At 59.8% G+C, this 20,489-nt stretch carries 21 protein-coding genes; 10 read left to right on the plus strand and 11 right to left on the minus strand.

Features of this window, described 5'->3' with window-relative positions:
* Positions 1–112: 112 nt before the first annotated feature.
* Together M1D88_RS16135 and M1D88_RS16140 are read right to left on the minus strand one after the other, a co-directional pair.
* Complete coding sequence (locus M1D88_RS16135) at positions 113–1,249, minus strand: DegT/DnrJ/EryC1/StrS family aminotransferase (protein WP_458111757.1); 1,137 nt, start codon at positions 1,247–1,249, stop codon at positions 113–115.
* Complete coding sequence (locus M1D88_RS16140) at positions 1,242–3,005, minus strand: polysaccharide biosynthesis protein (protein ID WP_458111758.1); 1,764 nt, start codon at positions 3,003–3,005, stop codon at positions 1,242–1,244. The genes M1D88_RS16135 and M1D88_RS16140 overlap by 8 nt, the downstream gene beginning before the upstream one ends.
* A gap of 424 nt (positions 3,006–3,429) precedes the next feature.
* On the opposite strand from M1D88_RS16140, the gene M1D88_RS16145 reads away from it, so the two are divergent.
* The 4 genes from M1D88_RS16145 to M1D88_RS16160 all read left to right on the plus strand — a co-directional run bounded on the left by M1D88_RS16145 (position 3,430) and on the right by M1D88_RS16160 (position 8,323).
* Complete coding sequence (locus M1D88_RS16145) at positions 3,430–4,932, plus strand: polysaccharide biosynthesis tyrosine autokinase (RefSeq protein ID WP_458111759.1); 1,503 nt, start codon at positions 3,430–3,432, stop codon at positions 4,930–4,932.
* A gap of 212 nt (positions 4,933–5,144) precedes the next feature.
* Complete coding sequence (locus tag M1D88_RS16150) at positions 5,145–6,845, plus strand: DUF4012 domain-containing protein (protein ID WP_458111760.1); 1,701 nt, start codon at positions 5,145–5,147, stop codon at positions 6,843–6,845.
* Between the two features lie 165 nt (positions 6,846–7,010).
* Positions 7,011–7,592 carry an LPXTG cell wall anchor domain-containing protein gene (locus tag M1D88_RS16155; protein WP_458111761.1) on the plus strand — a complete coding sequence of 194 codons (582 nt, stop codon included), beginning with the start codon at positions 7,011–7,013 and terminating at the stop codon, positions 7,590–7,592.
* Positions 7,593–7,780: 188 nt separating this feature from the next.
* Complete coding sequence (locus M1D88_RS16160) at positions 7,781–8,323, plus strand: VanZ family protein (protein WP_458111762.1); 543 nt, start codon at positions 7,781–7,783, stop codon at positions 8,321–8,323.
* A gap of 31 nt (positions 8,324–8,354) precedes the next feature.
* Here M1D88_RS16160 and galU read toward each other — a convergent pair whose 3' ends face one another.
* The 7 genes from galU to paaA form a co-directional block, all read right to left on the minus strand.
* Positions 8,355–9,239, minus strand: coding sequence for a UTP--glucose-1-phosphate uridylyltransferase GalU (galU, locus tag M1D88_RS16165; RefSeq protein ID WP_458111763.1), 885 nt, complete (start codon positions 9,237–9,239; stop codon positions 8,355–8,357).
* Positions 9,240–9,657: 418 nt separating this feature from the next.
* A complete protein-coding gene (locus M1D88_RS16170; protein WP_458111764.1) occupies positions 9,658–10,446 on the minus strand; it encodes an enoyl-CoA hydratase/isomerase family protein in 789 nt (262 codons plus the stop codon).
* Positions 10,447–10,512: 66 nt separating this feature from the next.
* Positions 10,513–11,751 (minus strand): 1,2-phenylacetyl-CoA epoxidase subunit PaaE, encoded by a 1,239-nt coding sequence (gene paaE, locus M1D88_RS16175; RefSeq protein WP_458111765.1) that lies wholly within the window; start codon positions 11,749–11,751, stop codon positions 10,513–10,515.
* Between the two features lie 14 nt (positions 11,752–11,765).
* Positions 11,766–12,323 (minus strand): 1,2-phenylacetyl-CoA epoxidase subunit PaaD, encoded by a 558-nt coding sequence (gene paaD / locus M1D88_RS16180; protein WP_458111766.1) that lies wholly within the window; start codon positions 12,321–12,323, stop codon positions 11,766–11,768.
* 5 nt (positions 12,324–12,328) lie between these two features.
* Positions 12,329–13,165, minus strand: coding sequence for a 1,2-phenylacetyl-CoA epoxidase subunit PaaC (gene paaC, locus M1D88_RS16185; RefSeq protein WP_458111767.1), 837 nt, complete (start codon positions 13,163–13,165; stop codon positions 12,329–12,331).
* Positions 13,162–13,620: a 1,2-phenylacetyl-CoA epoxidase subunit PaaB gene (gene paaB / locus M1D88_RS16190; RefSeq protein ID WP_458111768.1), complete on the minus strand. Its 459-nt coding sequence runs from the start codon at positions 13,618–13,620 to the stop codon at positions 13,162–13,164. Before paaB ends, paaC begins: the two co-directional genes overlap by 4 nt.
* Positions 13,617–14,609, minus strand: coding sequence for a 1,2-phenylacetyl-CoA epoxidase subunit PaaA (paaA, locus tag M1D88_RS16195; RefSeq protein ID WP_458111769.1), 993 nt, complete (start codon positions 14,607–14,609; stop codon positions 13,617–13,619). Before paaA ends, paaB begins: the two co-directional genes overlap by 4 nt.
* A gap of 205 nt (positions 14,610–14,814) precedes the next feature.
* Here paaA and M1D88_RS16200 point away from each other — a divergent pair, with 205 nt between their 5' ends.
* The 4 genes from M1D88_RS16200 to M1D88_RS16215 all read left to right on the plus strand — a co-directional run bounded on the left by M1D88_RS16200 (position 14,815) and on the right by M1D88_RS16215 (position 17,504).
* Positions 14,815–15,456 carry an arsenate reductase/protein-tyrosine-phosphatase family protein gene (locus M1D88_RS16200; protein ID WP_458111770.1) on the plus strand — a complete coding sequence of 214 codons (642 nt, stop codon included), beginning with the start codon at positions 14,815–14,817 and terminating at the stop codon, positions 15,454–15,456.
* Between the two features lie 143 nt (positions 15,457–15,599).
* Complete coding sequence (locus M1D88_RS16205) at positions 15,600–16,679, plus strand: LCP family protein (RefSeq protein ID WP_458111771.1); 1,080 nt, start codon at positions 15,600–15,602, stop codon at positions 16,677–16,679.
* Positions 16,680–16,766: 87 nt separating this feature from the next.
* Positions 16,767–16,928, plus strand: a complete 162-nt coding sequence (locus M1D88_RS16210; RefSeq protein ID WP_458111772.1) for a three-helix bundle dimerization domain-containing protein — start codon at positions 16,767–16,769, stop codon at positions 16,926–16,928.
* A gap of 60 nt (positions 16,929–16,988) precedes the next feature.
* Positions 16,989–17,504: a DM13 domain-containing protein gene (locus M1D88_RS16215; protein WP_458111773.1), complete on the plus strand. Its 516-nt coding sequence runs from the start codon at positions 16,989–16,991 to the stop codon at positions 17,502–17,504.
* 96 nt (positions 17,505–17,600) lie between these two features.
* Here the strand turns inward: M1D88_RS16215 and M1D88_RS16220 are convergent, their stop codons facing one another.
* Positions 17,601–18,431, minus strand: coding sequence for a methyltransferase domain-containing protein (locus M1D88_RS16220; RefSeq protein WP_458111774.1), 831 nt, complete (start codon positions 18,429–18,431; stop codon positions 17,601–17,603).
* Positions 18,432–18,567: 136 nt separating this feature from the next.
* On the opposite strand from M1D88_RS16220, the gene M1D88_RS16225 reads away from it, so the two are divergent.
* Entirely contained in the window at positions 18,568–19,278 is a 711-nt protein-coding gene (locus M1D88_RS16225) for an ArsR/SmtB family transcription factor (RefSeq protein ID WP_458111775.1), read from the plus strand.
* A gap of 63 nt (positions 19,279–19,341) precedes the next feature.
* On the opposite strand, the gene M1D88_RS16230 is transcribed toward M1D88_RS16225, so the two are convergent.
* Complete coding sequence (locus M1D88_RS16230; protein ID WP_458111776.1) at positions 19,342–19,713, minus strand: hypothetical protein; 372 nt, start codon at positions 19,711–19,713, stop codon at positions 19,342–19,344.
* Positions 19,714–19,901: 188 nt separating this feature from the next.
* Between M1D88_RS16230 and M1D88_RS16235 the strand changes: the two genes are divergently transcribed.
* The gene (locus tag M1D88_RS16235) at positions 19,902–20,276 is read left to right on the plus strand and encodes a cupin domain-containing protein (RefSeq protein ID WP_458111777.1); all 375 of its coding nucleotides are present in this window, start codon (positions 19,902–19,904) and stop codon (positions 20,274–20,276) included.
* Positions 20,277–20,489 lie beyond the last annotated feature (213 nt).

A 20,489-nucleotide genomic window follows, 5' to 3' on the forward strand; every position in this document is an offset into this window, starting at 1 on the left:
TGCCGTTGTAATAGATCCCGTATCTGTACTGGATCTTTCAAGAAGTTTGTTTGATTATCATTTTTCTCAGACACTTCAGCTCCAGGTCTGACTGGGAGCGGCATCGATGCCTTCATCTCTGAGTCTTCAAAAAGCCCTCAATTGTGTGAACGATCCGCTCAATGGAATCGGCGGTAAGGGAAGACCCGCTGGGAAGGGTCATGCCTGTTTCAAACAGACGTTGCGAAGTGCCGTTGATGAGGCCGCCGGCTTTACTGAACACCGGCTGAAGATGCATAGGCTTCCACAGCGGACGGTTCTCGATATTCTCCGCGTCGAAGGCAAGGCTCAGATCTCGGGCATTGAAACCCGCCTTCTCTGGTTCCACAAGTACCGACGTCAACCAGGCGTTATCCTCCTCGTCCCTGTTGCCCCCGAAGATCGAGACACCGTCGACGCCAGCAAGCAGTCGTCTGTAGGTGTTCCGGTGTTCGCGGCGCCTCAATATCATCTCGTCAAGTCGGGCCAGCTGTGCCCTGCCAAGGGCGGCCAGCAAATTGCTCAAGCGGTAGTTGAATCCGACATCGTGATGCTCATAGTGGGCTACGGGTTGACGTGCCTGCGTTGCTAAGTATCTGACGCGCAAAGCAACCGCTTCCTCGTCCGTCAGGAGCATTCCGCCCCCGGAGGTTGTCATGATCTTGTTGCCGTTGAAGGAAAAGATAGCCGCATCACCAAAGGCGCCAGTGGGCTTTCCAGCATGCAGGGCACCCAAAGATTCGGCAGCGTCAGCAATTACGGGCACACCATAGCGAGCTGCAACTTCACCGATAGCCGTATAATCGACGGCCTTTCCCAGGAGATCAACCGGAACAACAGCGCCAACCCGTGTCCCGGCACTTGTTAGAGTTTGAAGTGCCTGCTCGAGCAAAGAAGGATCCATATTCCCTGTTTCCAACAAGCAATCTATGAAGAATGGCTCGGCACCGGTGTAAACAATGGCGTTTGCAGTTGCTGCGAAAGTCATAGTTGACGTCAGCACCACATCACCGGGTCCAACTCCTTTTGCAAGGAGGGCCAGGTGCAAGGCAGCCGTTCCGGAACTCAACGCCACAGCATACTTACGACCAATGCGCCCGGACATTTCCCGTTCGAACTCGTCCACGTCCGGCCCCAGCGGAGCAATCCAGCCAGAACGGAGCGCGTCCAGGACGTACTTTTCCTCCAACTCACCAACGTCGGGAGCCGATATGTAGATACGCTCAGTCATTGTTGCCCGAAAATGATGAAGCCAGGTAGGGCTTCGGTATGTCGTTTGTATGACCTTCGGTTTGCTCCCACTGATCGTGGTCAAGCATCGCGGGCTCCAGGGGAGGCACTGCGGTGTGGGTCACTTTGGGATGGAACGGTCGTTCATCGTGTTCACTGACCCCGAAGAGTTCCTCGTGTAGCTTTTCACCGTCGCGGAGACCAGTGAAGACCACATCGATTCGCCTCCCTGACTTGCTTATCATGCGCTCAGCGACATCCAAGATCTTTACCGGGTTCCCCATATCCAAGATCAAGACTTCCCCTGGGCGGCCGATTGCTCCCGCTTGAATCACAAGCTGGCAGGCCTCCGGAATGGTCATGAAGTAACGCGTCACTTCGGGATGAGTGACTGTCAATGGCCCTCCGGCTTCAATCTGGGCTATGAAAGTCGGCAGCATTGATCCGCGGCTTCCGATCACATTTCCGAATCGAACCGACAGAAAAGTTTCGCCGGTTTGGTCTGCAGCCCAAGCCGTCAGCTTCTCAGCAATACGCTTGGAATGGCCAAGGACACTCGTCGGGTTCGCAGCCTTGTCTGTGGATATATTGATAAATGTCCTTACACCAACGCGGCGTGCGGCAGTCAGGACATTCAATGTCCCGAGGACGTTGGTCTTCCAGGCCTCTTCCGGATACTGCTCAAGCATCGGGAGGTGCTTCAAGGCGGCAGCGTGAAACACTACCTCTGGCTTACGGTGATCAAAGATTTCATTCAGGGCTTCCCGATCCCGAATATCAGCCAATACCACGTCATCGCTATCCAGCAAGCCATGCCCGGAAATACTCATCTGGACGCCATGAAGTCCCGATTCATCACGGTCCAGCATGATCAGTTCTTGCGGTCGGTACCTTGACAGTTGCCGACATAGTTCAGATCCAATCGATCCTCCGGCCCCCGTCACCAAAACTCGCTTTCCAGCAACATAACCGGCGATAGACTCCACCGCTGTATCGACAGGACGTCGTCCAATGATGTCTTCGATCGCGACGTTTCTGAGGTCTCCAAGTTTCATGCCGTCTTCAAGAATCTCGGAAAGAAGTGGCATGACCATCATTCGCAACCCAGCTTTATCTGCTTGGTCGGAGACTTGACGGATGAACTCGGCATCTGCTCGGGCAATACAAAATACAAGAGCCGTTGCCTCGACTCTCCGTGCCAACTCCACTAAATCGCTTCCATCACCCAGTACTGGAATATTGGAGAGCCGAAGATGACGCTTGTCCGGATCATCGTCGATCAGCCCGACAGGCATATAAGGGGAGGCTGGATCGCTCAGCATCCGCTTCACAAGATAAGCCCCGGTTTGACCCGCTCCATAGATTAATGAACGCTCTGCGGAGTCGCGGGGCCGGACTCGTCGTTCTGATACGAGTCTCTGCAGGTATCTGCTTCCTCCCATTAATACGAACGCCACGGGTAAGGCGACTAAGGCTGTGCTGCGAGGGGCGCCGGCTGCATCCAATAGAAGAAAGTTGACGACAAACAGTGCCGCCGCAACGGCACAGACAGTAAAGAGGAGAGTTTGGGCTTCGTGAAAAACGCCGTGCTGATGGCGCCCCCTATATAGAGCCAAGTGCCAACCAATGGCTGCTTGAAGCAGAATCGCACAAATTACAAGTATTCCCACAGAGCCCCAGTTGACCCGGGCAGCAACGAAGTCGAATCGAAATAGCACGGCGAAGGTAACGGCAATAACCCAGGCTTCAGCGTCCACTGAATACTGAAGTACTCGGGACGCCCATCGTTCTGTGCGGCCCTCGTCGACAGGTCGGCCTTGTGTTTGGTTTCTTGCCCGCATTGAAAGTATCCCCCCGGAAAAATTCGACTGCGAAGAGTCCGATGAGGACACTTCGACAGGCAGGGCACCACAGTGACTTGGTTCCCCTACGAAAATGCAAGGCTGGCAAAAGCTGAGACCGATTCCAGCTTTGCAAATTCTTCTTCATTATTACCTGATGATGCTCAATTACAAAGGGAAGTCATAAGAAGTACCCGTAGATCCCCAATCAGTTCACTTGATCATTCAAGTGGACGGCGGGAAGAACAGGCCGGAATAAGATTGTGCCCGCATGTCACGACCTCCACCGGGTACCATAAGGAGCACTTGCCCGAGGACGGTACCTGGAAGGGGCTCGATTTTGGAGCTGAAGGACTATTTGCGGATTTTACGACGCAACTGGATTATCGTCTTAGCCTGCGTATTGACCGGGGTGCTAGCTGCTGGCGCGACCTCCTTGGTTGTCAAACCAAGCTACAAATCTGACACAAAGCTGTTTGTAGCGCTCCAGAATTCTGGATCCGTCACAGAATTGCAACAGGGTAACGTCTTTAGTCAGGCCCGCGTGCAGTCATATGTGAAAACTGTAAACACACCTACAGTTCTTCAACCCGTGATCGATAGTTTAGGACTGAACCTCACCCCGCAAGCGCTGTCGCAAAGCATAGTGGCCAGTTCAGATGTGAATACCGTTCTCATAAGCATCTCAGTCACCGATGAGTCGCCGGTCCAAGCGGCAGCCATTGCTCAGGCTGTAAGCCGAAGTTTGGTAGAGGCTGTTGACGAACTGGAGAGACCAGCAGCGGGCGAACCGTCCCCCGTGAAGCTCTCGATCGTTACACCGGCGACCGCACCCACAGCACCGTCGTCTCCCAACGTCCGCCTGAACCTGATTCTAGGATTGCTGGCGGGAATTGCTGCCGGCGTCGCGCTTGCCGTCCTCCGATCGGTTTTGGACACTAGAATTCGCGGCGAGGCAGATCTGCGCCGGGTCACGACGGCGGCCGTACTCGGCGGGGTCAGCTTTGACTCAGATGCCGTGAAGAAGCCGTTGCTTACGCAAGCGGCGACTCAAAGTCCAAGGGCAGAATCCTTCCGCCAGCTGCGCACGAATCTGCAGTTCGCCCACGTGGGCCATGACTCAAAAACCGTACTCATCACCTCATCGGTTCCGGGCGAAGGCAAAAGTACAACAGCACTAAACCTTGCCATTGCCATGGCCCAGGCGGGACAGACTGTAGCCTTAGTGGATGCCGACCTGCGTAGACCTATGATCGCCGAATACCTGGGTCTGGAGCGCAATGCTGGGTTGACCACAGCCCTCATCGGGAGAGCGGACATCGTCGATCTGCTGCAGCCCTGGGGCAGTGAGCAACTGTATGTTCTTGCGTCAGGTCAAATACCTCCAAACCCGAGTGAGTTGCTTGGATCCGAAAAAATGAAGCAACTAATATCCAAGTTGGAGGGCACCTTTGACGCCGTGATCATCGACGCGCCGCCGCTTCTGCCTGTGACTGATGCCGCGGTTCTCGCCCAGCAAGTAGGCGGAGTGGTAGTGGTCGTGGGGACGCAAAAGGTACGCACCACCGACCTCGAAAAATCTCTTGCTGCGTTGGAGATGGTGCAAGCTGATGTCCTGGGCGTGGTACTCAACCGGCTTCCTACTAAGGGACCCGATGCTTACGCCTACGGCTACTACAGCTACGGCAACACAACGAGCGGTGCCCAAACCATGAAACCCTCTGACCCGGATTCTCAAGCGGCGCCAGATGAGGACGAAGGACGCTTTGCCGAAGAAATACTGCACGGAGAGACCCGAGAGCCTACCCGTATAAGAAGCGGTCTCGGCAGGCAGCCGCAGTGACCGCTAAGGATTTGGGGGATCCTTTGGTCGTGTCAGAATCTACCGAACAACCTCGTGCCACTCGTCCGTCAAGGCCAGGTCCCAAGTGGTCGCGTCGCAGCGGCCGACGCCGGCTTCTAGTACGAACGGCAGCAGTAATGGGGTCACTAGCGGTTCTGGTCGGAGCCGCAGCAGCCTGGCTGGCCTACCGCGCCACCGAGCTGAGAAATGAGATGACAGCGGTCAGCCAACTCATGCCTGAGTTCAAGGACCAACTGCTGGCCAAGGACAACCAAGCGGCACAAAAAACACTCGACCAGATACAGCTACACATTGATACGGCACGCGGAGCGGCGATCGATCCGCTGTGGAAAGCAGCCGGGGCCCTTCCGTTTGTTGGGCCGAACTTTTCAGTCACGGCCGAACTGGTTCTATCTGCTGACGATGTGGTTGACCGAGCCGCCCAGCCGATGCTGGGAGTTGTTAGCTCGTTGGACTGGCAGAAAATGACTCCGGTGAACGGCAAGTTCGATGTTTCACCATTGGAATCGTCCTCACCCACCATCGTGGCCGCCGCGAACACTGTTGAACTGACGCATGCACGCTTGTCGGGCATAGACCATTCAGGGCTGTTCCCCGAAGTCTCGCGTCCGCTTGCAGAAGCAACGCAATCGCTGGACGATCTCCGGCAGACGCTCAATACTGCCGCTGACACATCGAAAATACTGCCAGCCATGATGGGGGCGACCGGACCCAGAAACTACCTGGTCCTAATCCAGAACAACGCTGAGATACGTGCGACCGGCGGACTGCCTGGCGCCCTCGCCGTGCTGCACGTGGAGGACGGTGAAATCCGGCTTGAGGCGCAGTCCACCGGTTCCGCTATGGGCAGGTTCACGCCTCCTGTTGACGCGGATCCAGTGCAGACTCAGATTTATTCAAAGAGGCTGGGAACCTTCATCAGCGACGTCAACCTTACGCCGGACTTTCCCACGGCAGCAAAAGCCGCAAAGTCCATGTGGGAAGCCCGGCAGGGAACTCCGGTGGACGGTGTTATCGCCTTGGACCCGGTGGTTCTGGCCCACATTCTGAAGGCCTCTGGCCCGCTCACTATCCCTATTCCTGATGCGGCGATAGCAACCGGGTTGCCCACAACCTTGACAGAAGCAAACGTTGTAAAGACCCTTCTCTCCGATGTCTACAAGGAATTGGACAGTAATGAGCTACAGGACGCCTATTTTGCATCGGCTTCAAAAGAAGTCTTCTCTGCTTTGGCTTCCGGAAAGGTTGCCGGGGACCAACTCATTGAAGCCCTGACGACGAGTGCACGGGAGAACCGGTTGCACGTCTGGAGCGGCCACAACAGAGAACAGGACATTTTAGGGAAAACGGGGATTGGTGGTTCGATATCCGGACCGGCAGCCGGTGGGAATTCCTTCGGCGTGTTCTTTAATGACGGAACGGGTGCCAAAATGGACTACTACGTCAGACGCACTGTGCAACTGATACAAGAGTGCAAAACTGATGGTTATTCTGAGGTCACCGTTCGGGTAACTACGTCCAACACCGCCCCCATCGACGCAGCTACTTCCTTACCCGAATTAGTGACTGGTGGCGGGCGTTACGGGGTACCTGCGGGGACCGTGCAAACAAACATCGTTGTTTATGGTCCTGCTCAATCACAGATCGAAACCGCGCACGACAACGGGACCAAAGTCCCCTTCGGCTCTCATATTCACGGTGGGCGTCCGGTAGGCATGGTGGCAACCAGTTTGGCGCCAGGCCAAGAAAGTACTATGGACTTTACTTTCGGAAAAATTGTTCAACACACAGAACCGAAAGTCCTTGTCACCCCCACTGTCCAAAATGTCAACGATGTAATTCTGGATAACGAAATCAAAGCTTGCACTGCTAGCAGTAGAACCTCAAGATAAGCCCAAGTAAATCGTCAGGATTAACCTTTGCGGATGATCAAGACAAAGTGGTACGGTCAATTTTGGGATACATATCCGGCAGTTCCGCAGTTGGTCTCAGGGCGGAGAGGGAATCTCCTCAATTTCGGGTAAATATATAGGCATCAGGTCTCCGGGGGGACACTCATGAAAAAAGCATTTTCAGCAATCGCACTCGCAGGATTAATTGCACTCGTCGGCGCAGCTCCTTCTGTAGCCGCAAACTACCCGCCGCTTCCGCCCCAGGCGGCAGTCTCTGACGGTACGGTCGGCCCAGGCGAAGAATTCGTCTTCTCGGGCCAGGGCATGCACGCCAATGAACCACTCACGATTTCTGTTACACCCGGGGCAAACCCGGCAGCAACCGGTGCGAGCATTGCGGGTGGTAGCCAGACCGTCTCAGGCAAGATCAAACTGCCGATGGCAACGCAGACCTTCAGCACAGTTGCCGATGCGCAGGGCAGGTTCAGCATCACTCTCAGCATCGACACGCCAGGTACGTACGCACTCACGGCTACCGGCAATACATCCGGCATCACGGTTGGCCCGGTTTATGTGACAGTTGTGGCAGCTGCCGCCCCTCTCGCTGGCACCGGTGGCGCACCTTTGGCGAACACGGGCACTGACGCCAGCCTTCTCCTTTGGGGAGCAGCTGGAATTGGTGCCTTGGGCCTCGGCGCTGGAGCCGTTGTTGTTACTCGCCGCCGCGCAAAGGCTGAGACCGCTTAGTCCCGCAATAAGCACATCAAGCATCACAAGGTGGGTGGTTCTCCGGTAAACCGGAGACCCACCCGCTTTTTTCGTCTGACTACCCGTATTCACCAAGTGCCACCCCGTGATAGTCATTTTCCTATGGGGCGACACTGGCGGAACACCAATGTAAGACCGGGCCGGACCATCACCGTGCCGCCACGGACATGGCTTCCCTACATCTGGCTGGCGTTATTGGCCGTGGCCGCTGTGGGAACGGCGGCAGTAGCCCTAGCGAGGACAACCTGACCGCCGGAAAGTACCCAGCACGGAGGGTGAACCACTGGGGCTGGGTACTCGTCGCTTACTTCGCTGCACTGGCAATCATCGGATATTGGCCCACCCCGGTTGATGAGCCGGCCCGGGACGCACTGGAAGACTTCTTCGAGTGGCTGCATCAGAGTGGTGCACCGCGCTGGCTCAGCTACCAACTGTTGGAAGCAGGGGCCAACGTGCTGCTGTTTATTCCGGTAGGCGCACTGTGCGTGGCCGCCTTCCGGCGCAACCGGTGGTTCCAGAACGTTGCAATCGGGGTGATGGTCTCCGCGTCCATGGAGTTGGGACAGTTCCTTTTCCTGGACCGCCGTGACCCAAGCCCCCAGGACCTCGTCACGAACACCACAGGTACCGTAACCGGCATTTTCCTCGTCTACGCCCTGACCTGGTGGCTTAAAAGGAGACAGGCCCAGCGCTACCAAGCGGCGCACTGAACCTGCCTAAAAGACTCCACCAACACAGACGTCAGTTCACAAAGGCCTTCATCCAGGCCCGGAGCTCTTCGCCGAACTCCACGCGCTCCGCTGCCAGCGTGATCACCGCCTTCAGGTAACTCAGCTTGTCCCCGGTATCGAAGCGCCGGCCCTTGAACACCACGCCGTACACGCCACCGCCGTCGCCGTTAACAGCGAGAGTCTGCAGTGCGTCAGTCAACTGGATCTCTCCCCCGCGCCCGGGCCCGGTCTTCTCCAGAACACCGAAAACGGCGGGGTGGAGCACATACCTGCCAATGACGGCGAGGTTCGAGGGAGCCTCGTCTGCGGACGGCTTCTCAACGAGACTGTTCACGCGGACGTAGTCTTCGCCCTCCACCACCGAGATATCCGCACAACCATAGGCACTGATCTGCGGGTGATCCACCTCGATCAAGGCAATGACGGAACCGCCCGTCTTTGCCTGAACCTCGATCATGGTGGTGAGCAGCTCATCATGCTCGTCAATCAGGTCGTCACCCAGCAAGACGGCAAAGGGCTCGTCCCCCACATGCTGGCGGGCGCACAGAACAGCGTGACCCAGGCCTTTGGCTTCGCCCTGGCGGACATAGTGGATGGGTCCCAGCTCAGAGGAGTGCTGTACAGCCTCCAGACGTGTCCTGTCGCCCTTCTCCTCCAGTGCACGCTCCAGGGCGGGTGTCCTGTCGAAGTGATCCTCCAGGGAACGCTTGTTTCGCCCGGTAATCATGAGCAGGTCAGTGAGCCCGGCCTTGACGGCCTCCTCCACCACGTACTGGATTGCCGGCATATCAACCACCGGCAGCATTTCCTTCGGCATGGCCTTGGTTGCTGGCAGGAAACGAGTTCCCAGCCCTGCCGCCGGAATAACTGCTTTACGAACTTTCCCCGTAGTCATCTTTGAACCTTACAATCCGGGTTGAAAAAGCGAAATCAGCGATGGGAAAAACGAGTACCAAGACAGGTACTACTTGGGAAGGGCCCTGGGGAGCTCGACCAGCGGGACGAAGGCCGTTCTTCCTTCTTCCAGCGGGAGCTCCCCAGGCCCTTCAAGTAACTAATGTGGCGGGAGGACTGAAGGTCTCAAGATCAGCCCGAAAACTTCAAAATGCACTTTCCACTTCACCGGGACGGGGGACGGAATACAGCAGGGCCCTGGGGCGCTCAACCACTATATGAAGGCCGTTCTTCCTTCATCCCCCAATGGGAGCGCCCCGTGGGTCCTACATCTGGTTAATGTGGCGGGTCCTCAAAAGGTCTCGCCTATTTTCACAATCATTTTCCTAATCCATTCCAGGCCCCAAAACCGAGCCTTCTCAGACCCGTGTCCCCTTAAAGTTCGGAACCCGCTTTTCCTGGAAAGCCCGGAATCCCTCGGCATAGTCAGCCGTTTTGCACAAGCGGGCCTGCTCGGCATTTTCTTCTTCCATGGCTTCCCAAAGTCCCAGCCTCTCGTCACGGATATGGGCCACCAATTCCTTGCTCACATTGAAGGCTCCCGTGGCCCCAGAGGCTACCCCCGCCACAATCCGGCGGGTGTTCTCCAGCAATTCATTCTTGGGCATTGCCCGGCTGAACATTCCCTGGGCCACAGCCTCCGCTCCGCTCATCAGCTCGGCTGTGTAAATGAGGTCCAGGGTCCGGTGCATTCCGAGCCGTTCGGTGAAGTACCAGTGCCCACCTGAATCAAGGGTGGCGCCGAGCTTCGCGAATGGGGAGCCGAACTTGGCGTCCTCCGCCACGTACACCACGTCCGTTGCCAGCAGCAGGCCCAGTCCCACGCCCAGGCAGGCGCCCTGGGCGGCCGCAAACGTGGGAGCCGGGAACGCGCTCATCTTCTGCAGCAGCGGCTGCACCAGCCCGCCCAGGTAAGCGGCGGCGTCGTCCGTCTCAGGCGTTACGCCGGAAATGTCCCGCCCGGCACAGAAGGCGCGTCCCTCACCCCGCAGCAGCAGCGCCCGCACGTCGCCTCTGGAGGCGGCGGCAGCGGCGGCGTCGTACGCTTCAGCCAGATCCCGGAGCGCCTGCTCATCCAGCGAGTTCAGCTTCTGCGGGGCGTTCAGCACTATCTCGGCAACACCGTCGGCTGTGGACAGGGAAATCATGAGGCTCCTCGGGGGTTCAGCGGGCGGTTGAAGGGGCGGACCCGGCGAGCGGGCAAGGCGGCGAAGCTAGACGTCGAAGTCCACGGTGACTTCCGGCGTCGTGGGGTGCGACTGGCAGGTCAGGACGTAGCCCCTGTCCAGCTCATCCTGCTCCAAGGCGTAGTTTTCGTCCATGTTCACGCTGCCGCTGACCAGTTTGGCCCGGCAGGTGCCGCAGACTCCCCCGGCGCATGCAAAGGGAACATCAGCCCGGACGCGGAGGGCTGCGTTGAGGATGGATTCGCGGGCATGGGTGGGGCTCGCCACCTCGCCCTGCAGACCGTCCAGCTTGAACGTGATCTTGTACGTTTCCTTGGACTCGTCCGCCACCACGGGACGGCCCGCGTTTCCCTCGGGGCGGTCCGGCTTGCCCGAGGAGAACAGTTCGAAGCGGATGTGTTCAGGCTTCACCCCGCGCTCGGCAAGGGTGTCCCGGCACAGCTGCACCAGTTCGAACGGCCCGCACAGGAACCATTCGTCCACGTCATCCGCATGAATCGCGGTGCCCAGCAGCGCCTGAAGCTTCTCGGCGTCGATCCTGCCGGTCATCAGGGGCGCGATCCGTTGCTCCCGCGACAACACATGGTGAAGCGCCAGCCGCGAAGGGTATTTATCCTTCAGGTCCGCGAGCTCCTCCAGGAACATCACGTCCATGGCGGCTTTGTTGGCGTAGATCAGGTCAAAGCGGGTGTCCGGATGCGCGGCCAGCAGAGTGCGGGCTATGGCGATCACGGGGGTGATGCCGGAACCGGCGGCGATGGCCACAAAGTTGCCGGGCTGCCCGTCCCGCTCGCCGGCCATCTCCAGCGGGTTGTTCATGGAGTTCATCAGCTTCTGCTCCACGGCCTTGCCATCCTTGCCGTGGCGGGAGACGAACGCCCCCATGGGACTCATGACGTCCAGCGTGTCCCCCGGCTTGAGCTCGGCATTGGCCCACGTGGAAAACAGCCCGCCGAGGTCCTTCTTGATGGCCAGCCGGATCTCACTGCTGCCATCCTCGAAGGTCCGCGGCTCGGCGCAGATGGAGTAGCTCCGGCGGACCTCGTGCGGCTCGCCCTTCTCATCCGGCAAAGTGGTGCGCAATGCCACGTACTGGCCGGGGAGGTAGTCGAACTGCCCCGCCAGCTCCGGCGGCACCCCGAACGTCACCTCGATCGCGTCCTCCGTGAGCCGGCGGACTTCCGTCACAGTCAGGGTGTGGAAGGACGCACGACGGCGGCCGGTGGCTGCGGCCGACTCAGCGGCAGTCTGGCGGACAACAGTCATGGGACACCTGTTCCTTACAAAACTTTGAAGTAGTCAAACGGTTCCCTGCAGTCCTGGCAGACGTACAGGGCCTTGCAGGATGTGGAGCCGAAGCGGGTAAGTTCCTTGGTATTCAGGGAGGAACACTGCGGGCACTTCACGGCGAGGGTCAGCCTGACAGGGCCAGCATGGCGCAGAGCCGCGGCCCGCCCGCTCGGTGGCGCGATGCCATACTCCTGCAGCTTCGCCTTGCCGGCTTCACTCATCCAGTCAGTGGTCCAGGCCGGCGATAGCACCATGTCCACTGTGACGTCGGCGTAGCCCTCTTTGGCGAACGCGGCCTTGAGGTCGTCCCGGATGGCGTCCATGGCCGGGCAGCCCGAGTAAGTGGGCGTGATGGTGACCCGGACCGCCTGGCGAGTGCCGCCGTCGGGCTCCCCTTCCTCCAGTACCTTTACGTTCCGGAGGATGCCCAGGTCCTCGATGGTGAGCACCGGAATCTCGGGATCGCAGACAGCCGCGGCAATTTTCCAGGCCCGCTGCCGGGCCTGTTGCTTTTCCTGAGGCTGCGTCGGTTCCCGGGTTATGGTCACGGCGGTCACCACTTCGCTCCCGGATGTTCGCGGGCCAGAACCTGCATCTCAGCAAGGATGTAGCCCAGGTGTTCAGAGTGCCGTCCCCGCCGACCGCCGCCCGGCGCTGCCGGAACCTGCGGAACCTCCAGCTCGGCTTCGGCCAGTACCTCGCCCGTCAGGCGGTCAAAGTCGCCGCGCAGGCTGGAAGGTTCGACGGCGACGCCGGTTTCAGCCAGGCGCGTGGTCAGCTCATCGTCGTGGAAGAGCTCATCAACGTAGGGCCAGATGAGCTTGAAGGCGTGCTGGATCCGACGCCGGGATTCCTCGGTGCCGAGGGCGAGGCGCAGTACCCATTGGGCGCTGTGATCCCGGTGGTAGTCCACTTCCTTCACGGCCTTGGCGGCGATGGCGGAAAGAGTGGAGTCCTTGGATTCGGTGAGCCGGCGGTAGAGCTCGAACTGGTAGTAGCTCACCACGAACTGGCGGGCAATGGTGACGGCGAAGTCCCCGTTGGGCTGCTCGAAGAGGTGGGCGGAGCGGAACTCGGGCTCGCGCCGGAAGTAGGCGAGATCGTCCTCGCTCTTGCCCCACGCTCCCCCGGCGTAGCTGAGGAAGGACCTGGCATGGCCCAGCTGGTCGAGGGCGATGTTGCCCAGGGCGACGTCCTCTTCCAGCTCAGGAGCCCGTGAGATCCAGTGGCCCAGGCGCTGGGCGAGGATCAGCGCGTCATCACCAAGCCGGAGGGCATATTCGGCTGCGTCTTCGGCGGGCTTGACCAGCCCGGTGCTGACCTCGAGCGCAATGTCCTCGGGGCGCAGCGCATTACCGGGAGTGATGCGGGTGGCTGATTCATTCGTCACAGGTGCTTCACGCCCTCGCTCTTGGTGTAATACGTGGCGTGGCGGTAGTCCTTGCCCTGGGGTGACTCGAAGAACGCACCCTTGGCATCGGGATCGCTCGAGGCAATGGCGTCCGCCGGGACCACCCAGATGGAGACGCCCTCGTTGCGGCGGGTGTAGAGATCCCGGGCGTTGCGCAGGGCCATGGCGGCGTCCGGCGCGTGCAGGGACCCCGCGTGAACGTGCGACAGGCCGCGGCTTGAGCGCACAAAGACTTCCCATAGCGGCCAGGCACTGCGGTGACCCTGGATAGTCTGGGCCTGGCTCTGAGGCGTGGCCTCTGGTGCCGTAGTGCCGGGGGCTGTTGCTGTGCTTTTTGTTGGGGCCTCGGTTGGGGCCTCGGTTGGGGCCGACGACGAGTCCGATCCGCCGCCGGCGCTCGCCGGCATCTCCGGATTTCCGTGTGGTGGCTTCATGCTGCGAGTTCCTTTTCTGCCTGCTTGCGGCTCTGCTTTTCCGCGTAGGCTGCTGCTGCTTCGCGCACCCAGGCGCCGTCTTCGTGAGCCTCGCGACGGCGCTCAAGGCGCTGCGCGTTGCAGGGGCCGCGGCCGTTGAGTACTTCCTTGAACTCGTCCCAGTCCAGGGGTCCGTGTTCCCATTTCCTCGTTTCCTCGTTGAAACGAACCTCGCTGTCCGGCAGGGTGAGCCCAAGGACCCTGACCTGCTCCACCATCATTCCGACGAACCGGCTGCGCAGCTCGTCATTGCTGAAACGCTTGATGTTCCAGGCCATGGACTGCTTGGAGTTGGGGGAATCGTCGTCGGGCGGGCCAAACATCATGAGCGACGGCGCGTACCAACGGTTCACTGCGTCCTGCGCCATCTGCTTCTGCTCAGGCGTTCCATTCGCCAGTTCCAGGAGGATCTCGAAGCCCTGGCGCTGGTGGAAGGACTCCTCCTTGCAGATGCGGACCATCGCGCGTCCGTAAGGTCCATAGGATGCCCGGCACAGCGGCACCTGGTTGCAGATGGCAGCGCCGTCCACCAGCCAGCCGATCGCGCCCATGTCCGCCCAGGTCAAAGCCGGGTAGTTGAAGATGGAGGAGTAACGGGCCTTGCCGGCAATCAGGTCATCCATCATCTGGTCGCGCGATTGGCCCAGGGTCTCAGCAGCTGAGTACAGGTAGAGCCCGTGGCCTGCCTCGTCCTGGACCTTGGCCATGAGGATGGCCTTGCGCTTGAGGCTGGGAGCCCGCGAGATCCAGTTGGCCTCGGGCTGCATCCCGATGATCTCCGAGTGGGCGTGCTGGGAAATCTGGCGCAGCAGAGTCTTACGGTAGCCCGCCGGCATCCAGTCCCGGGGTTCGATCCGGGAGTCCTCTGAAATGATGCGGTCAAAGTAGGCCTGGCCTTCAGCCTCGAGGGCGGCCTCGTCCTGCTGTGACTGCAGAATCTGCGATGCCATGGTTGCTCCTATGCATTCCGAACGTCAGCAAATAATTACCGACCGTTCGTTCAGGATATGCGGAACCGCCGAGAAGCGTCAAGCAACACTGATCAATACCGGGCTCGCCGGACTGGCGGTTCGGCACGTGCCCGGGGCGTTCCTGCATGTTAAGTTGAACTCGAGCGATCACCTGTCTGCCCGCCTCCGGAAGTAGCTCTCACCTTTGGAAACACCCGCACCAGCCACCGTCCGAATCCTGACTGTCTGCACCGGCAACATCTGCCGCTCGCCCGTGGCGGAACGGCTGCTTCAGGCCGGGCTGGATCAGGTGCTCCCGGGCGGATTCGACGTGCGGAGCGCCGGGACCAGGGCAATGGTCGGGGACCCCATCCAGCCGCTTTCGGCCGAAATCATCACCCGGTACAGAGGCAACCCGGAACAGTTTGCGGCCCGCCAACTGACACCAAAAATCCTCCGCGACACCGACCTGGTGCTGACCATGTCCACCGGACACCGGGGCGAAGTCCTCAAACTGGACCCCTCGCTGCTGCGGCGGACTTTCACCATCCGGGAATTCGCCAGGATGCTCGAGGTGCTTGAAGAGCGAGGCGCGCCGGGAACCGAAACCGGCGTGCCGCCGTCGGACGCGTCCTCACGAGGTGACTTTAAGACTCTCTGGCGGGAGCTTCCCGGACGGGCAGCGTCAGTACGGCACCTGGCCCTGGCGGCAGACCCCGCCGACAACGACGTGGTGGACCCGTACCGGCGCACTGCCGATTACTACAACCGGATGGAAGACGAATTGGCGCCCGCAATCCTCTCAGTCCTTCGTTTTGCCCGGCTGAACGCCCCGGCAACAAGGTAGCCCGCGAGCAGTATCAAGACCCCTGTCAGTACCTATTTCGCGGCGAATTCAGAAGTGGTACCGTCCCGTCATAGGCGCGGTGTGGAGGGTGCCCGGCCCGGAAAACGTAACTGAAAAGGGTCATCCCAGAGGGGGTTCTTGCCTTGAGCATCCCATCCGATCCCGGTGGCGAATTGCGCCGGCCTCAACTGTTCCTTGCCATGGCCCTGTCCTTCGTACTGGTGCTTGGCATCATCAGCGCGGCCCTCTTTTTCAACCGGCAACCCACATCCAGTCAGGGTTCTTCCCCTACGGAAATATCAACTCCGAGTGTGACGGCGACCCCAACTCCCACACCCACGCCGAGTCCTGCGCCCCCACCGCCACCCCCGCCGGAGACCGAACCTCCCAGGGCTGCGATGAACATCCTGCTGATCGGCAGCGACATCCGCGGCAATGCACGCGAGGCCGAAGCTGCCCGGTCTGCCACAGGCCAACGGCCCGATCATCGCGCCGATGCCCTCATGCTGGTCCACGTCCCGGCTGACAGGCACGCCGTCTACGCCGTCTCCCTGATGCGGGACCTTTGGGTGAACATCCCGGGCTACGGCGGATCCAAGATCAACGCGAGCCTCGAAGCGGGCGGCGTTCCGATGGTCACCCAAACCGTTGGCTCGCTGCTGAACACCCCGATCCACCACACTGTCCTGGTCGACTTCGAGGGCTTCAGGTGGATGGTGAATGCTGTGGGCGGGGTCGAGGTAAACGTGACGGTGCCATTCACTTCCACCAGCGAGTCCCGGCATTACTTTCCACCAGGCATGAACCGCCTGATGGGAAACGAAGCCCTGCAGTTTGTCCGCGAGCGCTACGCATTTTCCGACGGCGACTATCAGCGCGTCCGCAACCAGCAAACCTTGCTTCGAGCGGTGCTGACCGAGGCGCACAAGAAGAATTGGCTGGCAGATCCAGCGGCCGCCCGGAGCCTGGTCTCGCAGGTGTTCCCGCTCATGACGGTTGATCAATCCATGGATGCCACTTCACTGGCCTGGCTGGCCTACAGCCTTCGCAGCACCAGTCAGGTGGTCTTCTTCACGCTGCCTACTGCCGGAACAGGCTTCTCGCCCGACGGCCAGTCAATTGTGCTGCAGGACCCTGCTGCCACAGCCGCTGTTGGTGCAGCCTTTGCTGAGGGCAGGATCGGCGAGTATGTTGCTGCCAACGGTTTGGGTGCTGGGAACTAGGGGGCTTGAGCGAATTTCTTATTGACGCCCTTCAACCGCCGGGCGGAAACTTGGCGCATGCAAAGAGACAACGAGCCACACGCTCTGGTGGCTGTCATCGACCGTCTGGCCGAGCGTTTCCCGAATAAGCCACGCCCGACCATCGAGATGGTGGTGGCTGAAGAACATGGGCTACTAAACGCCGGCCCGATACGGGATTACATTCCTGTACTGGTTGAAAGAGCGGCCAAGCGCCGCTTAGCTGAATAGCCAAGTCCCTGTCCATGAGCGTCCGGTATGATTTGTAAGGAACTTAATATTGGGGGAATCATGGAACTGTTTCGACTTACGCTGATCGCGGGCTTTCTTGTTGCAGGCCTTGCCGGCTGCACCTCCTCGGACCCTTCCTCGGAGGTGGGAAGCACGTCCACGCAACCTCCGGCGCCCTCAAGTTCCGCCCCATCCACTACGCCAACCACATTTGAGGGAAAGTTCCAGTCCCAGGCTGCCGCCACTAGCGGCTCCGTCACGGTCCGCGTCACAGACACAAGCGCGGTTCTTCAGTTGAAAGACATTTCAACCGGGCAGGGCGACGACCTCCGCCTCATGCTCAGCCCGGGAACTTTAAGCCCCAATGCCAGTGGAGAACTGGGACTCACATCCCAGGATTTGATCGAGCTAGGGCAGCTCGACGCGACCGGAAGCCAGCGCGTCGAAATGGACATCAGGCAGTGGTCCTCCCTGCCCTCACCAGTCAGGAGTGTGGTGATTTACAACTACGCCGACAGGACCGCCTACGGCACTGCCAACCTCACCGGCCAGCAAGTCATACCAGGCGATGGGTAGCAGCGACGAGCCCGAGTACTGCAGGGTTTGTAAAGCCTCCACCAGACCCGTCACGGGACACCTTCTCGTTGACGTCCAGAGCTTCAGGAGAGCCTCTCAGTCCTTGGTCGCCGCAAAAGAGAGGCTCATTACGCCAAACCTGTCAGTTGCGTTGCGGGCCCTGCCGGACAGAAATTCGTATGGATTCCTCTTTCGCTCTCCCAGCCGCAGCCCGCTGTCGGCGATTAGCTGCTGATACACATCTATCTGCTCAGCACCGCCCACGCACGCAGCCCATAAGTCAGCATCACAAACAATCTGGGGAGTCAGCGGCCTGCTGGTGACGATGTCGGCAAAGACCAGCCGTCCACCCTTTCGCAGCACGCGCTCAGCCTCGCGGAACACGGCTGCCTTGTCCGGAGACAGGTTGATTGCCCCGTTGGAGATGACGACGTCGAAGCTGGCGTCTTCGAATGGGAGCTCTTCTATGCGGCCTTGCCTGAAGTCCACATTGGGGAAGGCTCCGCCCTTTAGGAACCCGCTTGCCTTGTGGAGCTGTTCTGGCGTCATATCCAGGCCCACAACGGACCCGCTCTCGCCAACTGACACCGCTGCAGCGAAGACATCTGTTCCGGAGCCGCTTCCCAGGTCCAGGACCCTTTCCCCGGGGGAAAGTCCGGCCAGATCGAACAAATAGCCCACGCCGGCGAAGGATTCGATGGCACCGGCAGGTATGGCGTCGAGCAGTGGGACAGGGTAGCCGAGGCGTTCTGCCAGCGAGCGGCCCAGCTCGAAGTGATACTTTCCCTCCGGGGCCAAGGCCACCTGCCGGTAAACGCCTTTAACTTTGGCCTCCAGGTCGGCGCGGTCAAGAGCCTCTCTGGCATTCCTCAGACCGGTCTCAATCAACTTTTCCATGTCAGCGCGGACGGTCTGCACTTCCTCCATTGCGGTTCGCCTCTTTCGATATAACCCGACCCGAGGGCCGAGGAGCTCCGGGGCATATTCAAGTAGATGCTTGAATTCTCTTCCTGGCCGGCGTACATTGTCAAGTAGTTACTTGAATAGTCATGAGGGACGGGCAATGAACGGGCACATGAAGAGCAGCGGCACCTCAGGCAGCCACGAGGCCAAGAAGGAGCTGTTCGACGGTTTCGCTTCGGTGGCCAAGGTCATGAGCAGCGGAAGGCGGGCGGAGATTGTGGACATCCTGGCCCAAGGTGAGCGTCCAGTTGATGAGATCTCACGTGAAATTCGTCAGAGCATCGCCAACACGTCCCAGCACCTGCAACTGCTGTTGCGCGCCGGACTCGTAAAGAGCCGGCGTGAGGGGACGAGGATTTACTACTCGCTCAGCGGCGCAGCCGTAATCCGGCTATGGGCAGCTGTCCGGGATGTTGCCGTTGAACACCTTGCCGAACTTGACGAGCTTGCCACGTCCTACCTGGGAGACCGGTCCAGCCTGACCACCATGACGCGAAGCGAACTGCGTGAACGAATAGGCAATGGCGACCTGATGCTCATCGACGTCCGCCCAGAGGCAGAGTTCCGGGCGGGCCATATTGCAGGCGCGTTGTCAATGACGATCAAGGAGCTGGAGACCCGGCTGGATCAGTTGCCTAACGACAGGCTGATCGTTGCGTACTGCCGGGGACCCTACTGCGTCTATGCGGATAATGCCGTCCGGATTCTGACTCGCCACGGCATGAAGGCTGCGCGGCTCGAGGAAGGGTTTCCGGAGTGGAAAGAAGCAGGGCTCCCGGTAGAGGCACCCAATAAGGCATCCGGGACATAGCCATGTTCCCCGAGCGAGAGCAACCCGCGTCCCTGCCGCCTTTCTGGCGGCAGGGACGGTATGTCAGGCTGCTGCTGCCAGGGCAGGCAAGCGGCGTCCCGCCATAGCGCGCTTCCCGGCGTCGGAAACTGCAAGCAGTGGCTTTTCCGCTGCGGGGGCCACGATCCGGAGTTTGCATTCGGACTGGAACGGATCGATAGAAGCTGGCAGATGGTGGGATTTGGAGCACTCACGGAGCTGCTCCAGGGCGGCCGTATCCACCTTTGCGTGGCTGATGTCAACAACGACGTCGAGCCCTTCCCGCAGATGATTGGCACGCTTCACAACCACATACAGTGCTTGGATGCTTTGAGCGGTCACATGACCTTGGGCGGCTACCTCGGCCTGTCCGCAATCCAGGTCCACGCGGACCAGTACCCGAAGTTTGTCGTTCAATGGAATCCCCCTCCATGGGTGGCCGCGACGCTGCGACCGAACCCCAACACTAAACAGCGCTTTGTGATCTACGCAACACCCAACGTCATATTGATGCCTGATTGCGTCAAAGAGCGCTGCATTCCCGGAGCCCCTGACACGCCTCCGGACGAACAGTAATAACCACTCCCTTTTTGAGGAGAACTGAAATGCCTGCAGTAACCATAAAGGCTCTTGAAACAAAGTCCTTCGACGAACCCGATGAGAAGCGGCGCCCGCCGAAGACTCAGGTCGACGTGATCAACATCGGTGAGACCACCTTGGGCAGGTTCACCTTCGAGCCCGGCTGGCGGTGGTCCGAGACCGTCAAGACCGTGGTCCACACCGACAGCTGCCAGAGCAACCATCTGGGCTTCTGCACGGCCGGTACGCTCACCGTCCAACTGGAGGATGGGAGCCGCACCACAATCCACGCTGGCGACGCCTACGCCATTCCTCCCGGGCACGATGCCTGGGTCGAAAACAACGAGACGTTCGTGGGCTACGAGATCATGAGTGCAGCCACGTTCGCCAAGCCCGTCTAGGTTCACGCGCTGCTCCGCGCACCGAAATGCGTAACTTTTACCTTGGTTTGCGGGGAGGGACGCCGGAATCACGGGGCACGGGGTTGCTCCACCCTGCAAAAGTGACGCATTTCTGCCGAGGCCAGGGAATTGCGAAGGCCACGGACCGGGTTTCAGCCCTCAGCTGGAACCCGGTTCAGCCGGAGGCGCCCAACGGAGCGTCGCGGTAGATTG

The sequence above is a fragment of the Arthrobacter sp. R1-13 genome, from assembly GCF_054161475.1.